General features: G+C 43.3%; 11 protein-coding genes. 6 read left to right on the top strand and 5 right to left on the bottom strand.

The genetic code is table 11. The features are described 5' to 3' along the window. Positions 1 to 38 precede the first annotated feature (38 nt). The 4 genes from K2F45_RS03730 to K2F45_RS03715 all read left to right on the top strand — a co-directional run bounded on the left by K2F45_RS03730 (position 39) and on the right by K2F45_RS03715 (position 8,299). Positions 39 to 3,239 carry a SusC/RagA family TonB-linked outer membrane protein gene (locus tag K2F45_RS03730; RefSeq protein WP_157625886.1) on the top strand — a complete coding sequence of 1,067 codons (3,201 nt, stop codon included), beginning with the start codon at positions 39 to 41 and terminating at the stop codon, positions 3,237 to 3,239. A 123-nt stretch (positions 3,240 to 3,362) separates the two neighbouring features. Then, on the top strand, positions 3,363 to 5,066 hold the full coding sequence (locus K2F45_RS03725) for a RagB/SusD family nutrient uptake outer membrane protein (RefSeq protein WP_075991017.1): 1,704 nt from the start codon (positions 3,363 to 3,365) through the stop codon (positions 5,064 to 5,066). A gap of 2 nt (positions 5,067 to 5,068) precedes the next feature. Continuing rightward, complete coding sequence (locus K2F45_RS03720) at positions 5,069 to 6,997, top strand: heparinase II/III domain-containing protein (RefSeq protein WP_075991016.1); 1,929 nt, start codon at positions 5,069 to 5,071, stop codon at positions 6,995 to 6,997. A gap of 45 nt (positions 6,998 to 7,042) precedes the next feature. Beyond that, complete coding sequence (locus K2F45_RS03715; RefSeq protein ID WP_075991015.1) at positions 7,043 to 8,299, top strand: glycoside hydrolase family 88 protein; 1,257 nt, start codon at positions 7,043 to 7,045, stop codon at positions 8,297 to 8,299. A gap of 67 nt (positions 8,300 to 8,366) precedes the next feature. Here K2F45_RS03715 and K2F45_RS03710 read toward each other — a convergent pair whose 3' ends face one another. Further along, positions 8,367 to 10,469 (bottom strand): polysaccharide lyase 8 family protein, encoded by a 2,103-nt coding sequence (locus K2F45_RS03710; RefSeq protein ID WP_075991014.1) that lies wholly within the window; start codon positions 10,467 to 10,469, stop codon positions 8,367 to 8,369. 20 nt (positions 10,470 to 10,489) lie between these two features. Beyond that, the gene (locus tag K2F45_RS03705) at positions 10,490 to 11,899 is read right to left on the bottom strand and encodes a sulfatase-like hydrolase/transferase (protein WP_083663785.1); all 1,410 of its coding nucleotides are present in this window, start codon (positions 11,897 to 11,899) and stop codon (positions 10,490 to 10,492) included. A 110-nt stretch (positions 11,900 to 12,009) separates the two neighbouring features. On the opposite strand from K2F45_RS03705, the gene K2F45_RS03700 reads away from it, so the two are divergent. Further along, a complete protein-coding gene (locus K2F45_RS03700) occupies positions 12,010 to 12,657 on the top strand; it encodes a barstar family protein (protein WP_237241964.1) in 648 nt (215 codons plus the stop codon). A 16-nt stretch (positions 12,658 to 12,673) separates the two neighbouring features. Beyond that, the gene (locus K2F45_RS03695) at positions 12,674 to 13,756 is read left to right on the top strand and encodes a Gfo/Idh/MocA family protein (protein ID WP_075991013.1); all 1,083 of its coding nucleotides are present in this window, start codon (positions 12,674 to 12,676) and stop codon (positions 13,754 to 13,756) included. A gap of 109 nt (positions 13,757 to 13,865) precedes the next feature. Here the strand turns inward: K2F45_RS03695 and K2F45_RS03690 are convergent, their stop codons facing one another. From K2F45_RS03690 to K2F45_RS03680, 3 genes are all read right to left on the bottom strand, one after another. Continuing rightward, positions 13,866 to 15,110, bottom strand: a complete 1,245-nt coding sequence (locus K2F45_RS03690) for a YdcF family protein (protein ID WP_237241962.1) — start codon at positions 15,108 to 15,110, stop codon at positions 13,866 to 13,868. 17 nt (positions 15,111 to 15,127) lie between these two features. Beyond that, positions 15,128 to 16,648, bottom strand: coding sequence for a RagB/SusD family nutrient uptake outer membrane protein (locus K2F45_RS03685; protein ID WP_075991012.1), 1,521 nt, complete (start codon positions 16,646 to 16,648; stop codon positions 15,128 to 15,130). A gap of 135 nt (positions 16,649 to 16,783) precedes the next feature. Further along, a complete protein-coding gene (locus K2F45_RS03680) occupies positions 16,784 to 20,035 on the bottom strand; it encodes a SusC/RagA family TonB-linked outer membrane protein (protein ID WP_075991011.1) in 3,252 nt (1,083 codons plus the stop codon). Positions 20,036 to 20,103 lie beyond the last annotated feature (68 nt).

The raw sequence follows: 20,103 nt of genomic DNA, 5'->3' as shown, positions 1-20,103 counted from the left end.
GAAAATTCATTTTTCAGACCAATTAAATCTAAAAGCCTATGATCAAGATCAAGAACACATCCGTTTCGACGAATCGTTGGATGTATCCGGCAATACCATTATCCTGCTTGTTGGTCGTATCTAGCCTGACAACACAAGCAACTCCATTTGCACCTGTTAAAACAAACAGCAAGCTTTCACTGGCCATGCTGCAGACAACCATTCGGGGTAAGGTTGTAGACAAAGAGGGCAAAGGCATCGCCAATGTCACCGTTCAGATTAAAGGAACGAATCTAGCAACATCGACCAATGCAAGTGGTTCATTCGAAATCAAGAGTCAACAGAACGACGCAACATTGGTTTTCACCAGCATCGGTTATAAAAGTATCGAAACGAAGGCGCAAGCTGGCAGCCCGCTTACGATCACCTTGGAGAATGAGTCCAAGGGACTCGACGAGGTTGTTGTTGTCGGTTTTGGTACACAGAAAAAAGAAAATGTAACCGGTTCGGTCTCTTCCATCCAGATGTCCGAGGTTGTGGAAAGCAGACCTGTAACCTCCTTGTCAGCTGGTCTAGCTGGACAGGCGCCGGGATTATATGTTAATCAGGGCTCAGGTAGACCGGGTAGTGATGGGGGAACACTACGTGTTCGTGGACAGGGAACACTCAATAATGCCAATCCACTTGTCGTGATCGACGGTGTTATTGGCGACATGAACCTGATCAACCCGCAAGATGTTGAAAGCATATCGGTTTTAAAAGATGCTGCTTCGGCATCAATTTATGGTTCAAGAGCGGCAAATGGCGTTATCCTCATTACAACTAAAAAAGGTAAATCGGAGCAATTTAAAGTTATTTACAACAATTATTTCTCGAGTCAAAAACCATCCAATACCATTGGAATGGTTTCCAACTATGCCAACTATATGGAGCTGATCAATGAAGGCTATCGCAATGGCGATCCAAATGCTAAGCCCATATTTTCGCAGGAAAAAATCGACCTTTGGCGCCAGGACGCTGGACAGGATCCATTGAAATATCCCAACACGGACTGGGTTTCGGAGCTTTTTCAGAACAAAATTAGCCAAAACCACAACCTTTCCTTTACCGGAGGTAGTGACAAAATCAAGTTTTTCGGTTCCTATGGCCTCCTCAACAACCCTGGAATTATCGAACAGGCAACCTATAAACGTCATACCGGGCGTATCAATCTAGAAGCTGATGTAAAACCCTGGTTAACGTTGGGAGCCAATATCAACGGTGTCGTTTCCAAAACAGATATTGGCACCAACATCATCAATGATGTATTTACTTTTGCTGCAGCAAGTACTCCGGGCATGGTACTGCGCGCGCCAGATGGAAGATTTGGTTCACCAAACAATCCGGAAGACGACCCACAGTCCAACAACGTACTTCACCGCCTCTATGCCCAAAAAGGTAATATCAACAAAAACCGTTTCGTGTCGCGCTTCTACGGAAAACTGAAACCCATCGAGGGACTTTCCATCGAAGGATCATACACCTATACCTATGACGATGATTTCGTCTACTCTCAACCCGTGTTCAATGACCGGTGGAACTTTTTGACAAATACAATTGCCTCAGCGGGTACAGGCCGTTCGTCGGTAACCAACGAATCGATCAAATCCTACCGCTATTACATGGATGGAATTGCCAAATATAAAAACAAGCTCTTTGAGAAACTGAATTATGAAGTCATGGTAGGCGCCAGTCAGGAGTATTTTAAAGATGGCTGGTTTGCGGCATCCAAACTCGACCTTGTAGATCCATCCCTGACCGTTCTGAATGCGGCGACTATGGATGCCTCCGCTTCTGGCAATATCACCGATTGGGCTATGCGTTCGTTTTTTGGCCGGATCAACCTATCCTGGGATGACAAATATTTGTTGGAAGCCAATCTACGGACAGACGGTTCATCACGTTTTATGAGCGGAAAAAGTCGATGGGGTACTTTTCCTTCTGCGTCTTTTGGCTGGAAAGTTTCTTCAGAAGATTTCTATGACATCAAATGGATGCCTAACCTGAAATTCCGTGCATCGTATGGCGCCTTGGGTAACAATGGAACAACCGATGAGTCTTTCCGCAGAAATGCCGACATTAACAATTATGAATATTTGGCGCTTTATAATCCGACAAACTATGTGTTAAATAACCAGCTCTATGTGGGATTTGCACAGACAGTGCTCAGTAATCCATACTTGACTTGGGAAAACACCTATATCCTGAATGCTGGTTTAGATTTTGACCTTTTCAATTACAAACTAGGGGGCTCGATCGACGTTTTCAACAAAGTAACCGACAACATCTTAATCAATCTGCCTGCTCCGCTTGTCGTTGGAAATGCGACAATACCACGCACCAATGCGGCCAAAGTACGTAATAATGGTGTCGAGCTGAATTTGACTTACCGCGATAAAATTGGCGATAATTTTAAATTCAACATTGGCGGCAACTTTACCTTTATTGACAATAAAGTGGTCAAATTTAAAGGCAATGACAAGTCTATCAGCGGTTCCAATTTACTTCAGGAAGGTTATGCCATCAATACCCAATATATCCTGTTGACAGATCGCATATTACAGACAGATGCTGATATGCAGCTCGTGCAACAGATGATCGATAATGCGCCAATCGACCCAAACACCAATCAAAAAGTAAATCCATTCGCATCCTATGGTACACCTAAAAAAGGGGATCTCTTGTATAAAGACACCAATGGCGACGGCGTCATCAACGACAATGACCGGGTTCCGGTAGGACATGGTACGGCGCCACGGATGACCTATGGTTTTAACATGGGGTTCGATTATAAAGGATTTGATTTCTCGGTCTTCTTGCAAGGTAATGCAGGCAACAAAGTCGTGTGGACGGATGGTTATTACACACCTACTGTTCGCTGGGGCTATCAAATCAATCAGGAAATTGCTGATGGCCGGTGGACTGAAGGTGCAACAGATGCAAAATTTCCGCGATTGTTGCCTTATACCGATACAAGAAACACCAAAAACAGTGATTTCTGGTTACAGAACAAGGCATTTATCCGCGTAAAAAATATCCAGCTGGGCTATACAATTCCGAACGATATCACCAAGCGGATACAGGTACAAAACCTACGCGTCTTTGCATCGCTGGAAAATTTCTGGACCATTACCAAATATAAAGGTTTCGATCCGGAGATCAGCGGCACCAACTATCCAACAATGAAACAGGCCGTTTTTGGAGTTAGCTTATCCTTTTAAGAAGGAAGGTGTGCGACAGGGGATATGTTCCCTACCTGTAACAGATAAATTATGGACAAAAGTTGAGGAGGTGGTTTAACACCTTTGAATATAACACATATCATGAATAATTAATTAAACCTCATGAAAAAGATTTCACTACTCATAGCCGGATGCATTGCTTTATCATCTTGTTATAAGCTTGATACCAACCCCTACAGTCAGGTAAGTGCTAGCACATTCTGGCAGAATGAAGACCAAGCCCTAGCTGGCGTACTGGGCTGTTATAATGATTTAAAGAAAGAAGCCACCTTTGGTTTGCAATTTTCTTACGATGGTCTTACCGATATTGGTCTAGGCTATGATCCCCCGGGTCTGGGCGAAGTGATCAGCGGTACTTTTACGGACCGTTCGTCAATTATTGTGGATAGATGGCAAGCGGGCTACGATCTTATCCAACGTTGTAATCATGCAATCGCGCATATCCAGCCTATGACCATAGACAAGGCCAAACAGGAGGGCTTTATTGCGGAAGCGAAGTTCTTACGTGCGCTGATGTACTTCCAGCTCACCAATCTATATGGCGCCTTGCCGATATACGATGAAACTGTCGACTTGAACAAAGATTTCGCTGATCTTAAAAATAGTCGCTCTTCTGTAGAAGATGTCAATAAGTTTATCCTCAATGACCTGAACTATGCAATTGAGAAATTGCCGGTAAGCTATGATGCAAAGTATTATGGAAGAATCACTAAAGGTGCAGCGTATGCTTTGAGAGGGAAAGTAGCCCTTTACAATAAAGATTGGGCTGGAGCAATCCGGGATTTTGAAGAGATTGTTTACAACAAGACCAACACGTATGGCTATAGTTTAAACACAAGCTACTCGGCCTTATTCACCATGGATGGTGATCAATCGCCGGAGATGATTTTTGCCATTCAGAATATGGGTGGTACGGGTTTCCCTTATGGTATGCCCATGGCCTTCTATATGGGAACGCGTTCAACCTTTGGTAGCGACTGGAACAACTGTATGCCGAGCACACGCCTTGCAGACCGTTACGAAAACCGCGATGGAAGCCCCTTTAACTGGAATGATTATTTCCCCAACTATGCAACGGATAATGCGGTCAAAAAACAGGCGATGGAGTCTACGCAATCTGGAGGCACGCTTACCAAAGTACCAGATACAGCAAAACTGCGTCAGATCTATGCCAATCGCGATCCTCGGATGACTCAAACCTTGATCGTCCCATATTCGCATTACTTAGGATGGAATGCAAACAAAGAAAGAGATATGCAGCTGATATTGGCAACCGGTGTAAACGAAAACTTTGGTCAGATCCGCAACAATCGGGGTTGGTACACCTATCTATGGCGGAAATTTGTTCCTGAAGGGAACCTAAAAGGTGCCATTACCGATCGTGCACATACACCGATCAATTTCCCTATCATACGCTTGGGCGATGTACTTTTGATGCTTTCCGAAGCGTACAACGAGTCCAATCAATTGGATAAAGCGATTACTGAGCTTAACAAAGTACGTACACGCTCTAAAATGCCAGCACTAAATAGTGGCAGCTCATTTTTGGTTGTCGGTAGCAAAGCAGATATGAGCAAACGTATCCAGCACGAAAGGGCCGTAGAACTAGCAGGTGAAGGATGGCGTTATTTTGATCTTAAGCGCTGGAACCTCTTAGAAAGCGTCTCCAAAGACTACATCGAAAAAAGTATTACCGGAGACAATCTCGTTACGCGTGGTTACCAAAGCCGTCATAAGCTTTGGCCAATACCAGGGCAAGAGATTGAAATGAACCCGGCATTACTACCACAAAATCAAGATTGGTAATTATGAGAATTTACTTAATCCTACTATTTTTCCTTAGCAGTTTTTCTTTCCAAAGACTGCTAGGGAAAGATCTGAACCTGCTAACAGGAGCATTTAAACAAGAGAACCTGAAAGCCAGCCTAGGCAATGACAAATCGTGGGTTCCCTACCCGGCTTATTCCGACCGTTTAGCCTGGGATAAGCTGATGGCTCCCTTTAAAGAGCGTATTATAAAAAAGGGAAACGAAGCCCTTAGCTACCAATGGCAGGTCGTCAAAGCAACCGACTACCTTGAATATGAGCGTTCAGGCAACCGCAGTATAATGGAAAAGCCAATGAACGAAAATTGTACTGCGCTGACCAACCTACTGTTGGCGGAACTTGCAGAAGGACAGGGGCGCTTTGTTGACCAAATCCTAAACGGCAGTTGGCAATTGACGGAAATGGCAACATGGTCTCTCTCGGCACACCTTGGGGCCTTTCAGTCCAGTAAGCGATCATTGCCGCAAGAGCGCACACAAGTGGTCGATCTGATGGCCGGTGATGTAGGCTCGCTTCTCTCCTGGGTTCATTATTTCTTCCGCGATACATTCAATACAATAAACCCCGAAATCAGTACCCGTCTAAAACAACAGATCCAACAACGCATTATACAGCCCTATCTGGATCGTAACGACATGTGGTGGCAGGCATTTGAACTCAAGGAAGGACAGTTGGTCAATAACTGGAATCCATGGTGTAACTTTAATGTTCTTACGGCCTTGCTTTTGGTTGAGGACAATCCCGATATACAACTGGCGGGAATTTATAAGACAATGTCTTCTGTGGATCGCTTTATCAACTATGTCAAAACAGACGGTGCCTGCGAAGAGGGACCCTCCTATTGGGGACATGCTGCGGGCAAACTGTACGATTATTTAAAAATACTTTCGCTGGCCACTCAGGGCAAGATCAATATTTTTGATAAACCTGTAATTCGCGATATGGGTGAGTACATTGCACAATCCTATATTGGCGGAGATAAATGGGTAGTTAATTTTGCCGATGCTTCGGCAAAAGGTGGCGGCGATCCACTATTGATCTACCGTTATGGACAGGATGTCAATAGTAGCGAGATGATGCAATTTGCCCGATATATGGAAAATACCGGCGACAAAACTGCACATTTCAAACCTTCAAGGGATATTTTTCGTGCCTTCGAGGACCTGAGATGCTACCCACAACTAGAGCGTGTTACCGCTGCGCTCCCTCAAAATAATGTGAAGTGGTATCCGGAAACACAATTTATATATCTAAAAACGGGTCCGTTTTTCTTTGCCGCCAAAGGTGGTTTCAATAATGAAAGTCACAACCATAACGATGTCGGGAGTTTTATCTTATACGAGGATCAACAACCCTTGTTCATTGATGCCGGTGTCGGCACCTATACCAAAAAGACCTTTAGCGATGACAGATACAGTATCTGGACGATGCAGAGTGCTTACCATAATGTTCCAGTGATCAATGGAGCCGACCAATCTTTTGGAAAGGAATATAAAGCTGAAAATGTAGCATTTCTGCCTGCACAAAATAGATTCCAACTTGATATTGGAAAAGCATATCCGAAGTCGGCGAATGTTGAACACTGGAATAGAAGTTACACCCTCGTACAAAATGGGCTGGACATTCAGGATGAGTTTAAAATCACAGCTCCTAAGCAGGCCAATATCATCCATTTTCTGGTTGCTCAGGAACCAAAAATTGGCAAAGGGGAAGTCCGCCTCAATAATGGGCACGCAACCTTGCACTTTGATGCTGGACAATTCACGGCGAGCTACGATGTCATTCCTCAGGATGACCCGCGTTTGAGTCAGGTATGGGGTAAGGAACTCTATCGTGTCAAGCTCACCGCTAAAAGCATCAAATCCGCTGGAAAATACACCTTTACGATTCGCCAAGAGGCTATAAAATAAAAAGAATCGAGATTATTATGTAATTTACTAAGAATATAAGCCGTTATGAAAAAAAGAAAACCTGGTCTAAAAGCACTTTTCGTGATCACATCCAGTCTGATTGCACTGAGCTTTACAGATCAAAAACCAAGCTTTATTGACACAAGTTTTAAAGCAGCAGAAAAACAATATCAATTTTTAGAACAAGCAGCAGAAAAGCAGCACAAATTTCCACGCACATTGAGTCCTGCAGGAAAACTGGTAGGGACAGACGAATGGGATTGGACCGGTGGTTTCTTTCCAGGGTCACTGTGGTATATCTACAACCATACCCATAATAAAGAGACCGAAGCTGCGGCGATCAAATGGACAGAGGCGCTTGAAAAAGCCAAAGACCTTGATCAACATCATGATATTGGTTTTGTGATGTATTGTTCCTATGGCAATGCCATTAAATACCTTAAAGATCCCAAAAAGGTTGCCGCTTACAAGGATATCCTCATCCACTCGGCCAATACTGCGCTTAAACGTTATAATCCGCAGGTGGGCGTCATCAAATCATGGAACGAGAAGAAGTCCTGGGACGGCAAGACCCTATGGAAATATCCAGTCATTATCGACAACATGATGAACCTGGAAATGCTGTGTTATGTGTCCGACTTGACTGGAGATACCAAATATAAGGATGTGGCCATCAGTCATGCCACCCAAACCATGAAAAACCATTTTCGTAAAGACTACAGTACTTACCATGTTGTCGATTACGATGGTAATGGCCATGCTATCCACCAACAAACAAACCAAGGCTATGCCGACAATTCAACCTGGGCACGCGGTCAAGGATGGGCTATTTATGGATTTACCATGATGTACCGGGAGACCAAAAAACCAGAATTTCTTAAAACGGCAAAAGCGGCGGCAAAGTTTTACATGACCCATCCGAATCTTCCAAAAGATAAAATTCCGTATTGGGATTTTAATGCCGGAAAGCCGGGTTATAAATCGGATGCTGATTTTTCTTCCTTGAAATTAAATTTTGTGCCGCGCGATGCCTCAGCTGCAGCCATTGTTGCTTCTGCACTGATTGAACTCTCAACAATGACCACTGGCACCGAAAGCAAATCCTACTTGACATTTGCTCAGGAAAGCCTGCAAACACTATCAGGAGCCACCTATTTTGCTAAATATGCAAGCAATGGCGGTTTCTTATTGCAGCATAGTGTGGGTAGCTTACCCCATCATTCGGAAATCGATGTTCCGCTGACCTATGCAGATTATTATTATCTGGAAGGTTTGACACGGTTGGAGCAGCTCAAAAAATAAAAATACAAAGGGGAGATATTTAATATCTCCCCTTTGTATTTTTATAAGCTTTCCAATTGAATCTGGATTATTTCTTCCCGATCGCGATTTGGTTACTTACAGTACTCCCTGCGTATTCGCCCTGTGGAAGCGAAACCTCCAGCGATTGATTTACACGAAGCTGTTTATTGACGAGTTGAACCTTCACTGTTTTGGCTCTTTGGAGTGGATCTGCAACATCAAGCTGCATGCTAGTTGTTTCGCGCATACTCAATTGTATGATAGCAGGTTGATCGAGCTTTATAGACCAATTGCCAACTTGGTACGTTCCTGCTTGATAACAAACAATTTGTAGAATCCGGCTCCCTTTATGCTCCACCGCCTGTATATCCGATGTATTCTGCCAAATTTTTAGCTGCTGCATTGCTTTTGTATCAACAGTTTTGGTACCAGGCACAACAATATAAGCATAGCTCGCATTGTTTGGAGCAACAGCATGATCAAACCAAAGCTTGAAGACCTTTCCATGTACAACATCTTTGGAACGGGAACGGTTGATCCGGTACCAGGAACCAACCTGATCTTTGGTTGTCAATCCAACATTCATAGCTGCTGGAAAATAATACAGAACATTGTTATGGGTTATAAAATCGCCTACTTTGACAGATCTCTGTACTGAATCGAGTGCAGACATTTCCTTTCCATTCCAGACAACGGGTCCATTCAGCCAGGTTTGGTTTAAGGTTGTTACCACAGCTTCTGGCGCAGCACAGTGAATCCCAGCCCCCAAACAAACGATTTCCCGATCGAAAAAGAACCAGGCTTTTTGAGCCTTGACCCCGTCGTACTGGACCGACATAGCTGAGGCTCCTGTCTTATCGTTGCTTACGCCGCCTGCAAAGTTATTTGCAGCAAGTGCTCCCCATTGTTCTTTCAATTCCAGGTCGCCCGGATAATCTCGTGTTGTCGTTCCAGGAATTTTATCCCATTCCCATACGGGCATAATATTATAATATTCGGGTCCAAATACCTGAATATTGGTCACACCATCTGACATATTGCGCCCAAGAACGTTTTCTCCATTTCCAGACTCCGATTTATTGGTACGGCTACTGGCCAATCGAACATTAAAGTGGAATTGCTTACGCAGATGAGTCGTGTAGTCTCCTTTCCAGTAATGGCGGTGGACCTCGATATGCTCAGCGTCATAAGGCTGGACGCTATCTAGTTTTGCTAGCGCTTTGTTCCAAATGGTATTTTTGGCGGGATCAATCAACTTCATTTGTTGTAATATGGCGGTCTCCTGTGTTTTTTCCAAGATATTGGGGCGTGAGATCCCGCGACCATGTACATTAAAATCGATATAGCGCGAACGAATAATTGGCAGGTAGGTTTCAGTAAGAAATTGTTCAAAAAGGCCGAGCCTCTTCATGTCTACAGCATAAGGTGTCTCCCGCACATAGGCCATAACTTTTGAGATCCCCTTCAGAAATTCCTCCCCATAGCCTGCAATGTATAATTGAGGGCCATGTTGTAAGTAAGAGAAATCATATTGCAGTCCTTCCTTGCCATTCACGAGCTGTATCGGAAAAAGCAGCTGCTCCATCGCAGCAGCTAAAAGATTTTCATCTTCCAAGATCAATGCACGATAAAAATAGTGCATGGCAATATCACTTTTATTCGCCCCTGTTTTTGTGTAAGGATCGCCACGCTTCATCAGCTCAACAAGTGGAGTCTCTAGTGTAGTAGGAATTTTTTCCTTTCCAAATTTCATCAGGATAAGACAGACACCGATGGCTTTTGGCGAAGCGATCTCGTTATGCCACCAATTTGAAGACTCAAAACGATTATTTGCCCAATATTGTGCGGCAAGCAGGATTTTATCGTAAAGTGATTTTTCCTGATAAGATGCACTTTGTGGAGACACATAGGCAACAATAAGTGTCCTTAACCGATCCAAGTGCTCTCCCGGAGGCCAAAGCGATATTGACTTACTGCTGTAATCGATATCTGCCCAAGTACCGTCGGCACGCAGTTGATTACATAGGCTTAACGTTTTATCTGCATTTGGCAATGGGCCACTTAACTCATCATCGTATACATGCTTTTTAATACGCACAAACGTATCGCTGTTCTGCGCCTTTGCCATAACCAAGGCAAAGGACAATAAAAATAGGATTAGTCCTTTCATCTGTTTTTAGTATTCATTACTTAAGGATATTGTCGTTCTGCGGCTCGTCCGACGACTTCCATCCGGTGTTTCATCAGTTGATTTTGATCATTGTCCAATACAGAGCTTAGCCATTTTGGATTCTCCAGTCCCTTTTCCCATTCCTTCAGTTTATTCAGCATCTCCTTTACACGCTCAGGATACTTCGTGGCTAGATTATGCTGTTCCCGAAGGTCATCCCTAAGATTGAACAATAATATCGGATCATCTTTAACCACAATCAGTTTCCATTCTTTGTGTCGCACAGCACGTGCAATCCCTCGACGCCAGAATAAATAGTCGTGTCCATTTTTCACATCCTTATAGGAAGATAGCAAACTGATGCCATCGATTTGCTGCCCCTGGATGTTCTTCCCTTTTATTGCCTCGATGCTGGTGGGTAAGATATCCATTCCCGATACCATGGCATCTGATGTTATCCCTTTCGGTAGCTTGGCTGGCCATTGCATGATAAGGGGAACCCGGATTCCACCTTCCCATTTCGATCCCTTTAAACCACGCAATTGTCCATTGTCTGCGCCATTATTTGTTGCCGCTCCATTATCATTCATAAAAATGATTAAGGTGTTTTCATAAAGTCCTTCTTGCTTTAAATGTTCAACCAGACGTCCAATATTTTCATCCATATTATCCAGCATAGCCAAGTAAGCACGTCGCAATGGATCAGCTACATTTTTATACTTATCAATAGTCTTCAGGGGCGCTTCGACAGGTGTATGCACTGCATTGAAAGCTAAATACATAAAAAAGGGCTGGCTTCGATACTGTTGAATATACGCAATTGCTTTATTGGTCAATGTTTCAGTCAAATAATGAATTGAGTCTTCGGGGACTATACGTCGATCGTCATAAAGCAGCTGCGTTGGCTTCACGGCACCATGGATTGGGAAGTAAGGCCGGTCACCACCGATAAAACCATAGAAATGGTCAAACCCACGTTTCAATGGATTAAATTGTGGACCATCCCCCTGATGCCATTTGCCAATCGCTACAGTTTTATAGCCGTTATACTTCATGAAGTCAGCAATGGTGGCTACCTGCGTATCCATTCCGATATCTTCAGGTGCGACACCCGCAGTGGGACGTTTCGAAATATTATGTTCAAAACCAAAGCGCTGCTGGTAGCGGCCAGAAAGTAAGCCCGCCCGAGAAGGAGCGCATACTGAAGCAGAGGCATAGGCCGACTGAAAACGCACGCCATTTTTCGCAAGCGCATCAATATTTGGGGTGTAGACCTCACTACCACCGTAACAACCAAAATCATCATAACCTCCATCGTCGCTCAGGATGACAATAACGTTAGGATGTTGCTGTCCGAATACAGAAATCCCAAACCTAAAGAGTATATTCACAAGAATTAATATACTATAGCAAGTAAATCGGTAGATCATAACATTAGATTTATCCCTAAATGTATCGTTAAATGTATAGGATTTTTTGTTAAAAAACCGCAAACGATTTCGTTAGGCTATTTTTAGACGATTAAAAATAAAGGTCAGAGATGAAAACAGATGAAAAAAAATTGGTCGGTACACTTGCTCATTTTTTGGTCAGTGATTCGGATGGCACTGCATTAAGCTCATTTTTGTATTCATTGACCTATCACCCCAGTACCATTAGAACCGAACTCGTTCAATTGTTGAACAAATGGCAAAACAAAGCAGCTGGAACAGTATTTCCCGGGGAGGACCTCTGGACAGATTTTAAGCAACTTGTGGGGAGCAATCCCGATCTCGGCGTGGCTGTGATTGATGGCTGTAGCATCAACGATATTGCAAGTTTTTACGAAGAAATCAATGCCGTCTACATGTCCAGCGAAAGCTGGAAGATAGGAAGCCTAGATGGCTTTGACGATTTGCTTTACGGTGGATTTGGTACCTTTAAAGATGCTGTTTCACATTGCATTGTTTGGAAGGATATTGCACACAGCAGGGCATCATTGGGCGTTGAAACAACTTTGGCCTATTATAGAGGGAAACTTGGAGCAGAATCACCATTCAATCAAACGCATTTTCAAAAGAAACTAGATGAGCTAAAAGCTGGTCGTGGAGAAACCTATTTTGACATTGTTGCCGATATCATCCAATCGCACCGCAAAGTAACCTGGATTTACAACGGGTATCCTCAGCACAAATCGGTATATTTATAATAACTAAACTTAACATATGAAGCATCTTATCCGCCTAGTTTTCCTGCTCCTATTCTTCCAACAAGTTGCACAGGCCAGTGAGCGACTTAAAGTTGCTGTTGCGGGGCTCAACCATGACCACGTATTCTTGCTTTTAAATTTATATAAGGATAAAAAAGTCGATATTATCGGTATTGCCGAACCGAATCAAACCTTATCAAACAAAATACGAACGCAGTATAATTTACCTGACGCAATCTTCTACCATGACTTACCCAGTTTATTGAAACATGTCAAGCCAGACGCGGTGCTGGCCTACAATCCAACCGATGAGCATATCCGCGTCGCAGAGACCTGTCTCCCGCTTAAGATCCCTGTAATGGTAGAGAAGCCTCTTGCTACGACTCTTTCTGACGCAAAACGTATTGCATTTTTGTCCAAACAGTTCGAAACACCCTTTTTGGTAAATTACGAAACAACCTGGTATAAAAGTAATCAACAGTTGAAGCAGCTGGTCGACAAGGGTGAAATTGGAAAAATCACACGTATACTTGTAAAAGACGGGCACGAAGGACCTAAAGAAATTGGCTGTAGCAATTACTTCCTCGACTGGCTTACTGATCCGAAAAAAAATGGTGGCGGTGCAGTGATGGATTTTGGCTGTTATGGCGCCAATCTGATGACCTGGCTCAAAAATGGAGAAAGGCCAATTTCAGTGACAGCCTTTACACAACAGCTCAAGCCTGAGGTTTATCCAAAAGTCGATGACAACGCTACCATCATACTAAGCTACCGTGATGGCAGCACGGGTATTATTCAAGCTTCCTGGGCTTGGCCATACAGTGTTAAAGATCTGCAGGTGTTTGGCACAAAAGCTCAGCTCTACGCCAAAAATGACAAAGAACTTCTAAAATACAAACAACAGAATGATCCACCTACACATGTATCGACTGCGATCCCGTATTTTGAGAACCATATTGCCTATCTCGAACAGGTTCTGAAAGATGCTATGGCTCCAGAAAATGATCTCGGATCGATCAATAATAATGTCACTGTGGTCGAAATCCTGGAAGCGGCAAAACGCTCGGCTAAAGAAGGAAAGTCCATTATTTTAAAATAAAAAAGGTCCGTAGCTTGCAATGCTACGGACCTTTTTCATGCCTTCCCATAAGCCATAGACAAAGCCGATCCGCTCAGTTAATGGATTAGCAATTGGCCTACTTAGTCGGCTAGGGGTCTAATGGTTCATCAGGATCGATCGTATAGGCCTCTTCTTTTGCCTTGAACTCGATGATCACATCTGAAATTCGTTTACCCAATGTATAAGGAATATACCCCAATTCACGTATACAACGATCGCCCATTTTTTCCACCGCATCAATGTGCACTTTACTACTGTTAACGATGGCGTATTTATCTTTCGGAAAACCATAATTCAACAGGATACGTGCTGTATTACGCAAATTTGTGGTCGTATGTCTCGCATGTGGATCAATCAATATTGCAGCTTCAGGTACTCCCATAATCTCGATCAGATAATTTTTCATTTCTATTGCCTCAATAAAGCGAGTCTTATAGGGATGTACTTTACCGCCAGACAACACAATAAAAGGGGCCAATTTTTCAAAGTAGCTTCGGGCTGCCATTCGCGCACGTAGCATTCCACCAGGACTAATAGGCTGTCCATACACCTCGGGGCCTGCACCTAAGGTCAGCAACAGACTATAGGGATAGCTTGCGAAGTCGGTATTTTTGACCGCTTCGTAAGCTTTCTTGTTTTCGAGTTCAATCAGCGGTTCTAGTTGTGCCGCGTCCCATCGCTCATTAATTTCCAACAAGCGTACCGCAGTCATCATGGTCAAAAAAAATGCTGTTTTATGTGTTGGAATATCTTTGCGGACGTCTTGGCGAACATCGTCCAAAAGATGAAGGTAGGCCGCACGTTTTACATCGAAAGAGATTGAATCTATCTTGGGGTAATTGGGACTTTTACCTCCCCCATAGACGTCCACCACATAATTCATTGCCTTTAAATCCTGTTTCAAGGCTTTCGTAAAATAGGCCTTTGCCGTTTCATGATGCAACACACCATAGGTCATTGATGGAATAAGATTAGCCTGAACAAGCTGGTCCAATTTCTTGTTATGACCAATTTGCTCCGCCAATTGCTCTGCCAACAGGTCAATTTCGTTATCCTGCCATTTGAAGGCATTCAAATAGCACATGAGATCGGTACAACTGACGCTGTTGTTAAAACGTTCGAACCGTTTTTCCAATACCTGTACTATCGGCTTGGAGCCCACGAGCTCCTGTATAAGGACAGGATCTTTTAAGAGCAAATAGGATGCATAATAATTCTTCTTGATCAGCCAATCCTGTGGACCAACAGGCATATTGTTTACTTGACCTTTGGAAATATGCAGGCAGCATATTCCAAAGACAAGTAATAAGATCTTTCTGATATTTTTTATCATAGCTATTCCATTGCAGATTAATAACCAGGGTTTTGATACATACGTGTCGGATCCAGCTTATATTCATCAAAAGGAATTGGATAATATCGATCTTTTGTCGAGATATTGGAGATTTTAGCATTTCCATAATCAGCCTGGCTCTTCGTTTTGAAATAAGTCACCAGTTCTTGTGCATTATAATTACGGATCAAATCAAACCAACGTTGGTTTTCAAATGCCAGTTCTACACGGCGTTCATGCAATATGGCCTCCTTTAAGGTTGGATATTTACTGCGATAGGTAGTATTTAGCATTGAAGTAGCATACGAAGGCAATCCAGCACGTTCACGTACCTGATCCAAAAGCGCGATAGCTTCCGCATCTTTACCCAAGTGATATTTTGCTTCTGCCAACAACAGCATCACATCTGCGTAACGGATCAAGATCCAGTCATTTCCACCCCAACCATTGGTACCGGCAGCGTCACTGTTATCTCTAAATTTGGTTACAAACCAATCGTTAACTTGCGTATTGGCGGCAAACTTTACCGAGAAGCCTTTTCGGATATCGTCTTGCTCGTAATCTTTAATCAAATCTAGTTTCGCAACTTCGCCAGCACCTGTAGAGTTATAGCGTGAGTTGATGGTCTCCCCTCTCGCCTGGTAATTACGGGCAATACTCGAGCTATAGTTTTGGTCACCTTGTTTGTACTGAATCTGAAAAACAAGTTCTTTACAGCTATTTTTCTTGGTCACATCGAAAACATCCGCATAGGGGATTTCGTTCAGTTTACCAAAAGTTCGCATTTGGTAGGCCGCATTAAGGTACTGTTCTGCCTTCGCAAAATTTTCTGCACTCCCCGACGTCTGCGTTGCTCCCAACGTTAAGTATACTTGTCCCAAAATTGCATTAATAGCCGATTTAGATGCTCTGCCAATGACGTAATCTTTCTGCGTATTGGGAAGATTGCTGGACAATGCCTCTGTCAAATCCTTAATGATCTGTTCGTACACAACCGACTCTTTTTGCCGAAAAGCTAATTCATTTGCTTGCTCTTTACTGGTCACCTGTACCGTAGATAATGGAATATCTCCGAATTTACGCACCATATGGAAATATAATAATGCACGAACGAATTTCGCTTCCGCAATATAACGTCCTTTTAATTCTGCACTTGTAAAGGTTACATCGTCGACATGTGACAGAACCACATTACAGCGGCTGATTGCCGCATACATAGCCGACCAATGCGTCTTTAGATAGGTATTACTTGGCAGCAACGAAAAGTCATTGAATTGGAATGGCTCCCCGGCGTTGGATTGGTTATCATTACGTCCACTATTATCCGAACGTTCCTCATTATACAATGTACTGGATTCTCCGATCGTACTTCCCGAACGAAGGGACTGGTAAAGACCGTTAACCGCCAAGAGCACATCATTTTCCGACTTGAAGTAATCATCGATCGTAACGGCGTTGGGATTTTTCTGATTTAAAAAATCTTTGGTACATGAAGACAATGCCAACAAAACAAAGGGTAATATATATCTTTTTTTCATCCTGTTATTTTTTTATTTTTCATCAGCCCACGGAACTGCAAAGAGCAGTCTGTAGGACTATTTTTACAATACTGGAGCTATTAACACGGGACTTTCCTTGATATTCCTACGCACAACAGCTCCTCGATCCTGCTATTAGAACGTTACTTTCACACCAAGGTTATATGATCTCACCAATGGATAAAGCCCATAATCCACACCTGGAGTCAGGTTGCCGCGTTGATTATAATCCGGTTCCGGATTGTAGCCTTTGTATTTAGAAATCGTAAATGGATTGTCCACGGTCGCGTAGACCCTTACCCCAGAAAGTGTTAGTTTTTCCGCTAGACTTTTGGGAAGATTATAACCCAAGGCAATATTTGTCATACGCAAGAATGAACCGTCCTGCAGATAAAAATCGGAAAGACGTGTACTGTTACTTTGCGTACCGCCACGTGATGCACGGTAGACTTTACCATTTCCCGGATTTTGAGCCGAACGGTAGCGTTGTGCGACATCCGCATATTGGTTACCGGAACCTTCCATATTGTAGAGGTAATAATCATAGCCATCCAGCACTTTATTCCCTTGGGAGCCATTAAATGATGCCCGTAGATCAAATGCCTTATAGCGTGCGTTGACGGCAAAGCCATAAGTGAAATTAGGATGCGGATTGCCGATCACACGTTTATCGGCATCATTGACGATACCATTGCCATCTACATCTTCAAAATAAAGGTCTCCAGGTTGTAGCGGGGTTGTTGAAGCCGCTGAAGGTGCGACAGTTTTATAGTTTTCCTCTGTTGCAACACCCAGAACTTTAAAACCATAGAACATACCAATTGGACTTCCTTCTTGTGTAATATGCGTTAAGTAGGAGCGTTCAGCACCATTCGTCAGGATGGTAGAAGCCCCACCAAGATCGAGCACTTTATTTCTGTTGACATTGATATTCCCACTGAATCCTAATTCAAATTCATTTTTGCGAATCAGTGTTGCATCAATCTGTAGATCAAAACCTTTATTCTGCACCTTCGAATTTGGCAGATTGGTCAAGATCGTTGTTGATCCAGATACAGCGGAGAGTGGCTGGTTGAATAATAAATTGAAGGAACGGCTCAGGTAAAAGTTGGTCATAATGTTGAGGCGGCCTTTCAACAAACCGAGATCAAGACCAGCGTTATATTGCGAAGTTGTTTCCCAGCTCAATTTTGGATCGAGTAGATTGCCTGCTGTATAAGAGGTCTCTACTTTATCCCCAAGGATCACACCCGCTGGTGAGTTGATCACGGATATCGCATTGTAATCACCAATATTATTATTTCCACTACGTCCCCAGCTCGCTCTTAGTTTGACTGTCGATTGTTGCCCTAACCAATCCGTATAAAACTCTTCCTTGGAGAGGGTCCAGCCGGCTGAAACCGATGGGAAAGTTCCCCATTTACTGTTCGGTCCAAAGCGTGACGAACCGTCAGTACGAATGGATGCCGAAAGGAAATATTTCGAATCGAAGCTGTAATTTACGCGGCTGAAATAAGACTGGAGCGTTGTCGTACGTTTGAACGTATCGTCTTTTAGCAATTGGAAATTAGAAGGATCGGCTCCTTTATCTGTAATTTCTCCAATTGCATTATTATTAAAACCGTTGGCTCTCACACCTTGATAATCATAATCTGTTCGTTGAGCCGAATAGCCCAATAACGCAGATACCTGATGTTTACCACCAAAGGTCTTGTTATAGTTTAGCGTTGTTTCCAGCAATTTGTCCAATTCATTTTTTGTCTTGGCATCTGCATAGGCAGCAGAAATTGCCTGCGGTGAAAACGGTTTGTTGTTTCCATCGGATATACTTGTCGGACGGAAATAATCATACTTTTCGTCATAAGTAGACAGTCCACCGTTTACTTTTAGATTTAGGCCATCCATAATGGAAAAATCTGCAAAGGCGTTGTATACTCCTCTTTTTCCGCGACGGTTGTTTTTAATCTCAGTAACATAAGCCAGTGGATTTTCAGGGTTCTGGATACCGTAATTATTCGCCGAAAGATCGGCCATCAGGTATTTGGCATAGGTTCCATCTTCATTATAAACCGGCAGTGTCGGCAGATAGATTAAAGCCGCCATAGACGGACTTCTGTCGTAACGGCCTGTCGTCACCTCGTTATTGTCGTTATATGTAAACGAAACATTTGCGCCAACGGTCAACCTCTTGCTTACTTTGCTATCGATATTGGCACGAAAATTAAAGACTTTTTGATCCGTCCCCAGCATGATCCCTTGTTGATTCTGATAAGATCCACTTAGGAAATAGCGATTTTTTTCGTTACCGCCATACGTAGAGAGATTATGACGTTGGAAAGGAGCATTACGGTATAAGGCATCCTGCCAATCCGTATCATATTTCGCTTTTTTTGCTGTACCGGACGCAAAGTCATAGTAGTCTTCAGGAATACTTACTGAACCGGCATTTCCGACATTGGCGATACGCGTTGTATTATCATCAAAGCGTCTACTATCGCTCCAAGCGATCCCTTTCGTAGCCAGAAGGTCTTTATAGGAATTGTTACGGCCATCAATCAAGAGATCAATAAACTGTTCCGAATTTAAAACATCGATTTTCTTGGAAAGCTGACCAAAGCCCCCCAATACTTCGTAGTCCACATTACTTTTACCTTCCTTGCCACGCTTGGTTGTAATCAATACAACACCACCAGCACCACGGGACCCATAGATCGCAGCAGAAGCGGCATCCTTTAAAACATCGATAGACTCAATATCATTGGGGTTAATATTGAGATTGTTCCCTGCTGGATAACCATCAATAACGTACAATGGATCCGAACCAGCATTGATCGATCCCATTCCGCGAACACGCATTTTGGTCCCATCGTATGGAGCACCACTTGTTTGCATCACCTGTACACCTGCTACTTTACCAACCAACGCCTGGGATAATTTTGGTGCGCTCAAATTGAGTTCCTCGGCCTTAACACTGGCAATAGCTCCAGTGACATCCGACTTTCTGATCCGCTGATATCCGATAGAGATGGTCACCTCTTCCAGTGTGTTCTCATCAGTCTGTAGGGAAAATATCTGCCCATTGGATTGGGTAACAGCTTGCACAAGTCTGCTATACCCAATAAAGGAAATACTCAGGTTATCGCCCATTTCGGCTTCGATCTGAAAATTTCCTTTTTCGTCAGACTGAACAGATTTTTTACTTTTCAAATTTTGAACAGTTGCTCCGGCGACAGCATTTCCTTGGGCGTCGACGACACGGCCTTTGACCATCCCCTGTACATGCGTAAATTGGGACGTGGTTAGTGTGAACGATTTGGCTTGAACAGCGGGTGAGCTCGCTGCAATGGCACATAACAACCAAAAGACATTGTTGGCTTTAAATTTCATAAGTAGCGCATTTGATTTATGGTTACAAGATTACAAATGCTATATGAAGGCAGGGTCAATAAAACATT

Origin of the sequence: Sphingobacterium siyangense (genome assembly GCF_023277505.1) — a bacterium.
Taxonomy (GTDB): Bacteria; Bacteroidota; Bacteroidia; order Sphingobacteriales; family Sphingobacteriaceae; genus Sphingobacterium; species Sphingobacterium siyangense.
This window is presented reverse-complemented; position numbering and strand designations above follow the sequence as displayed.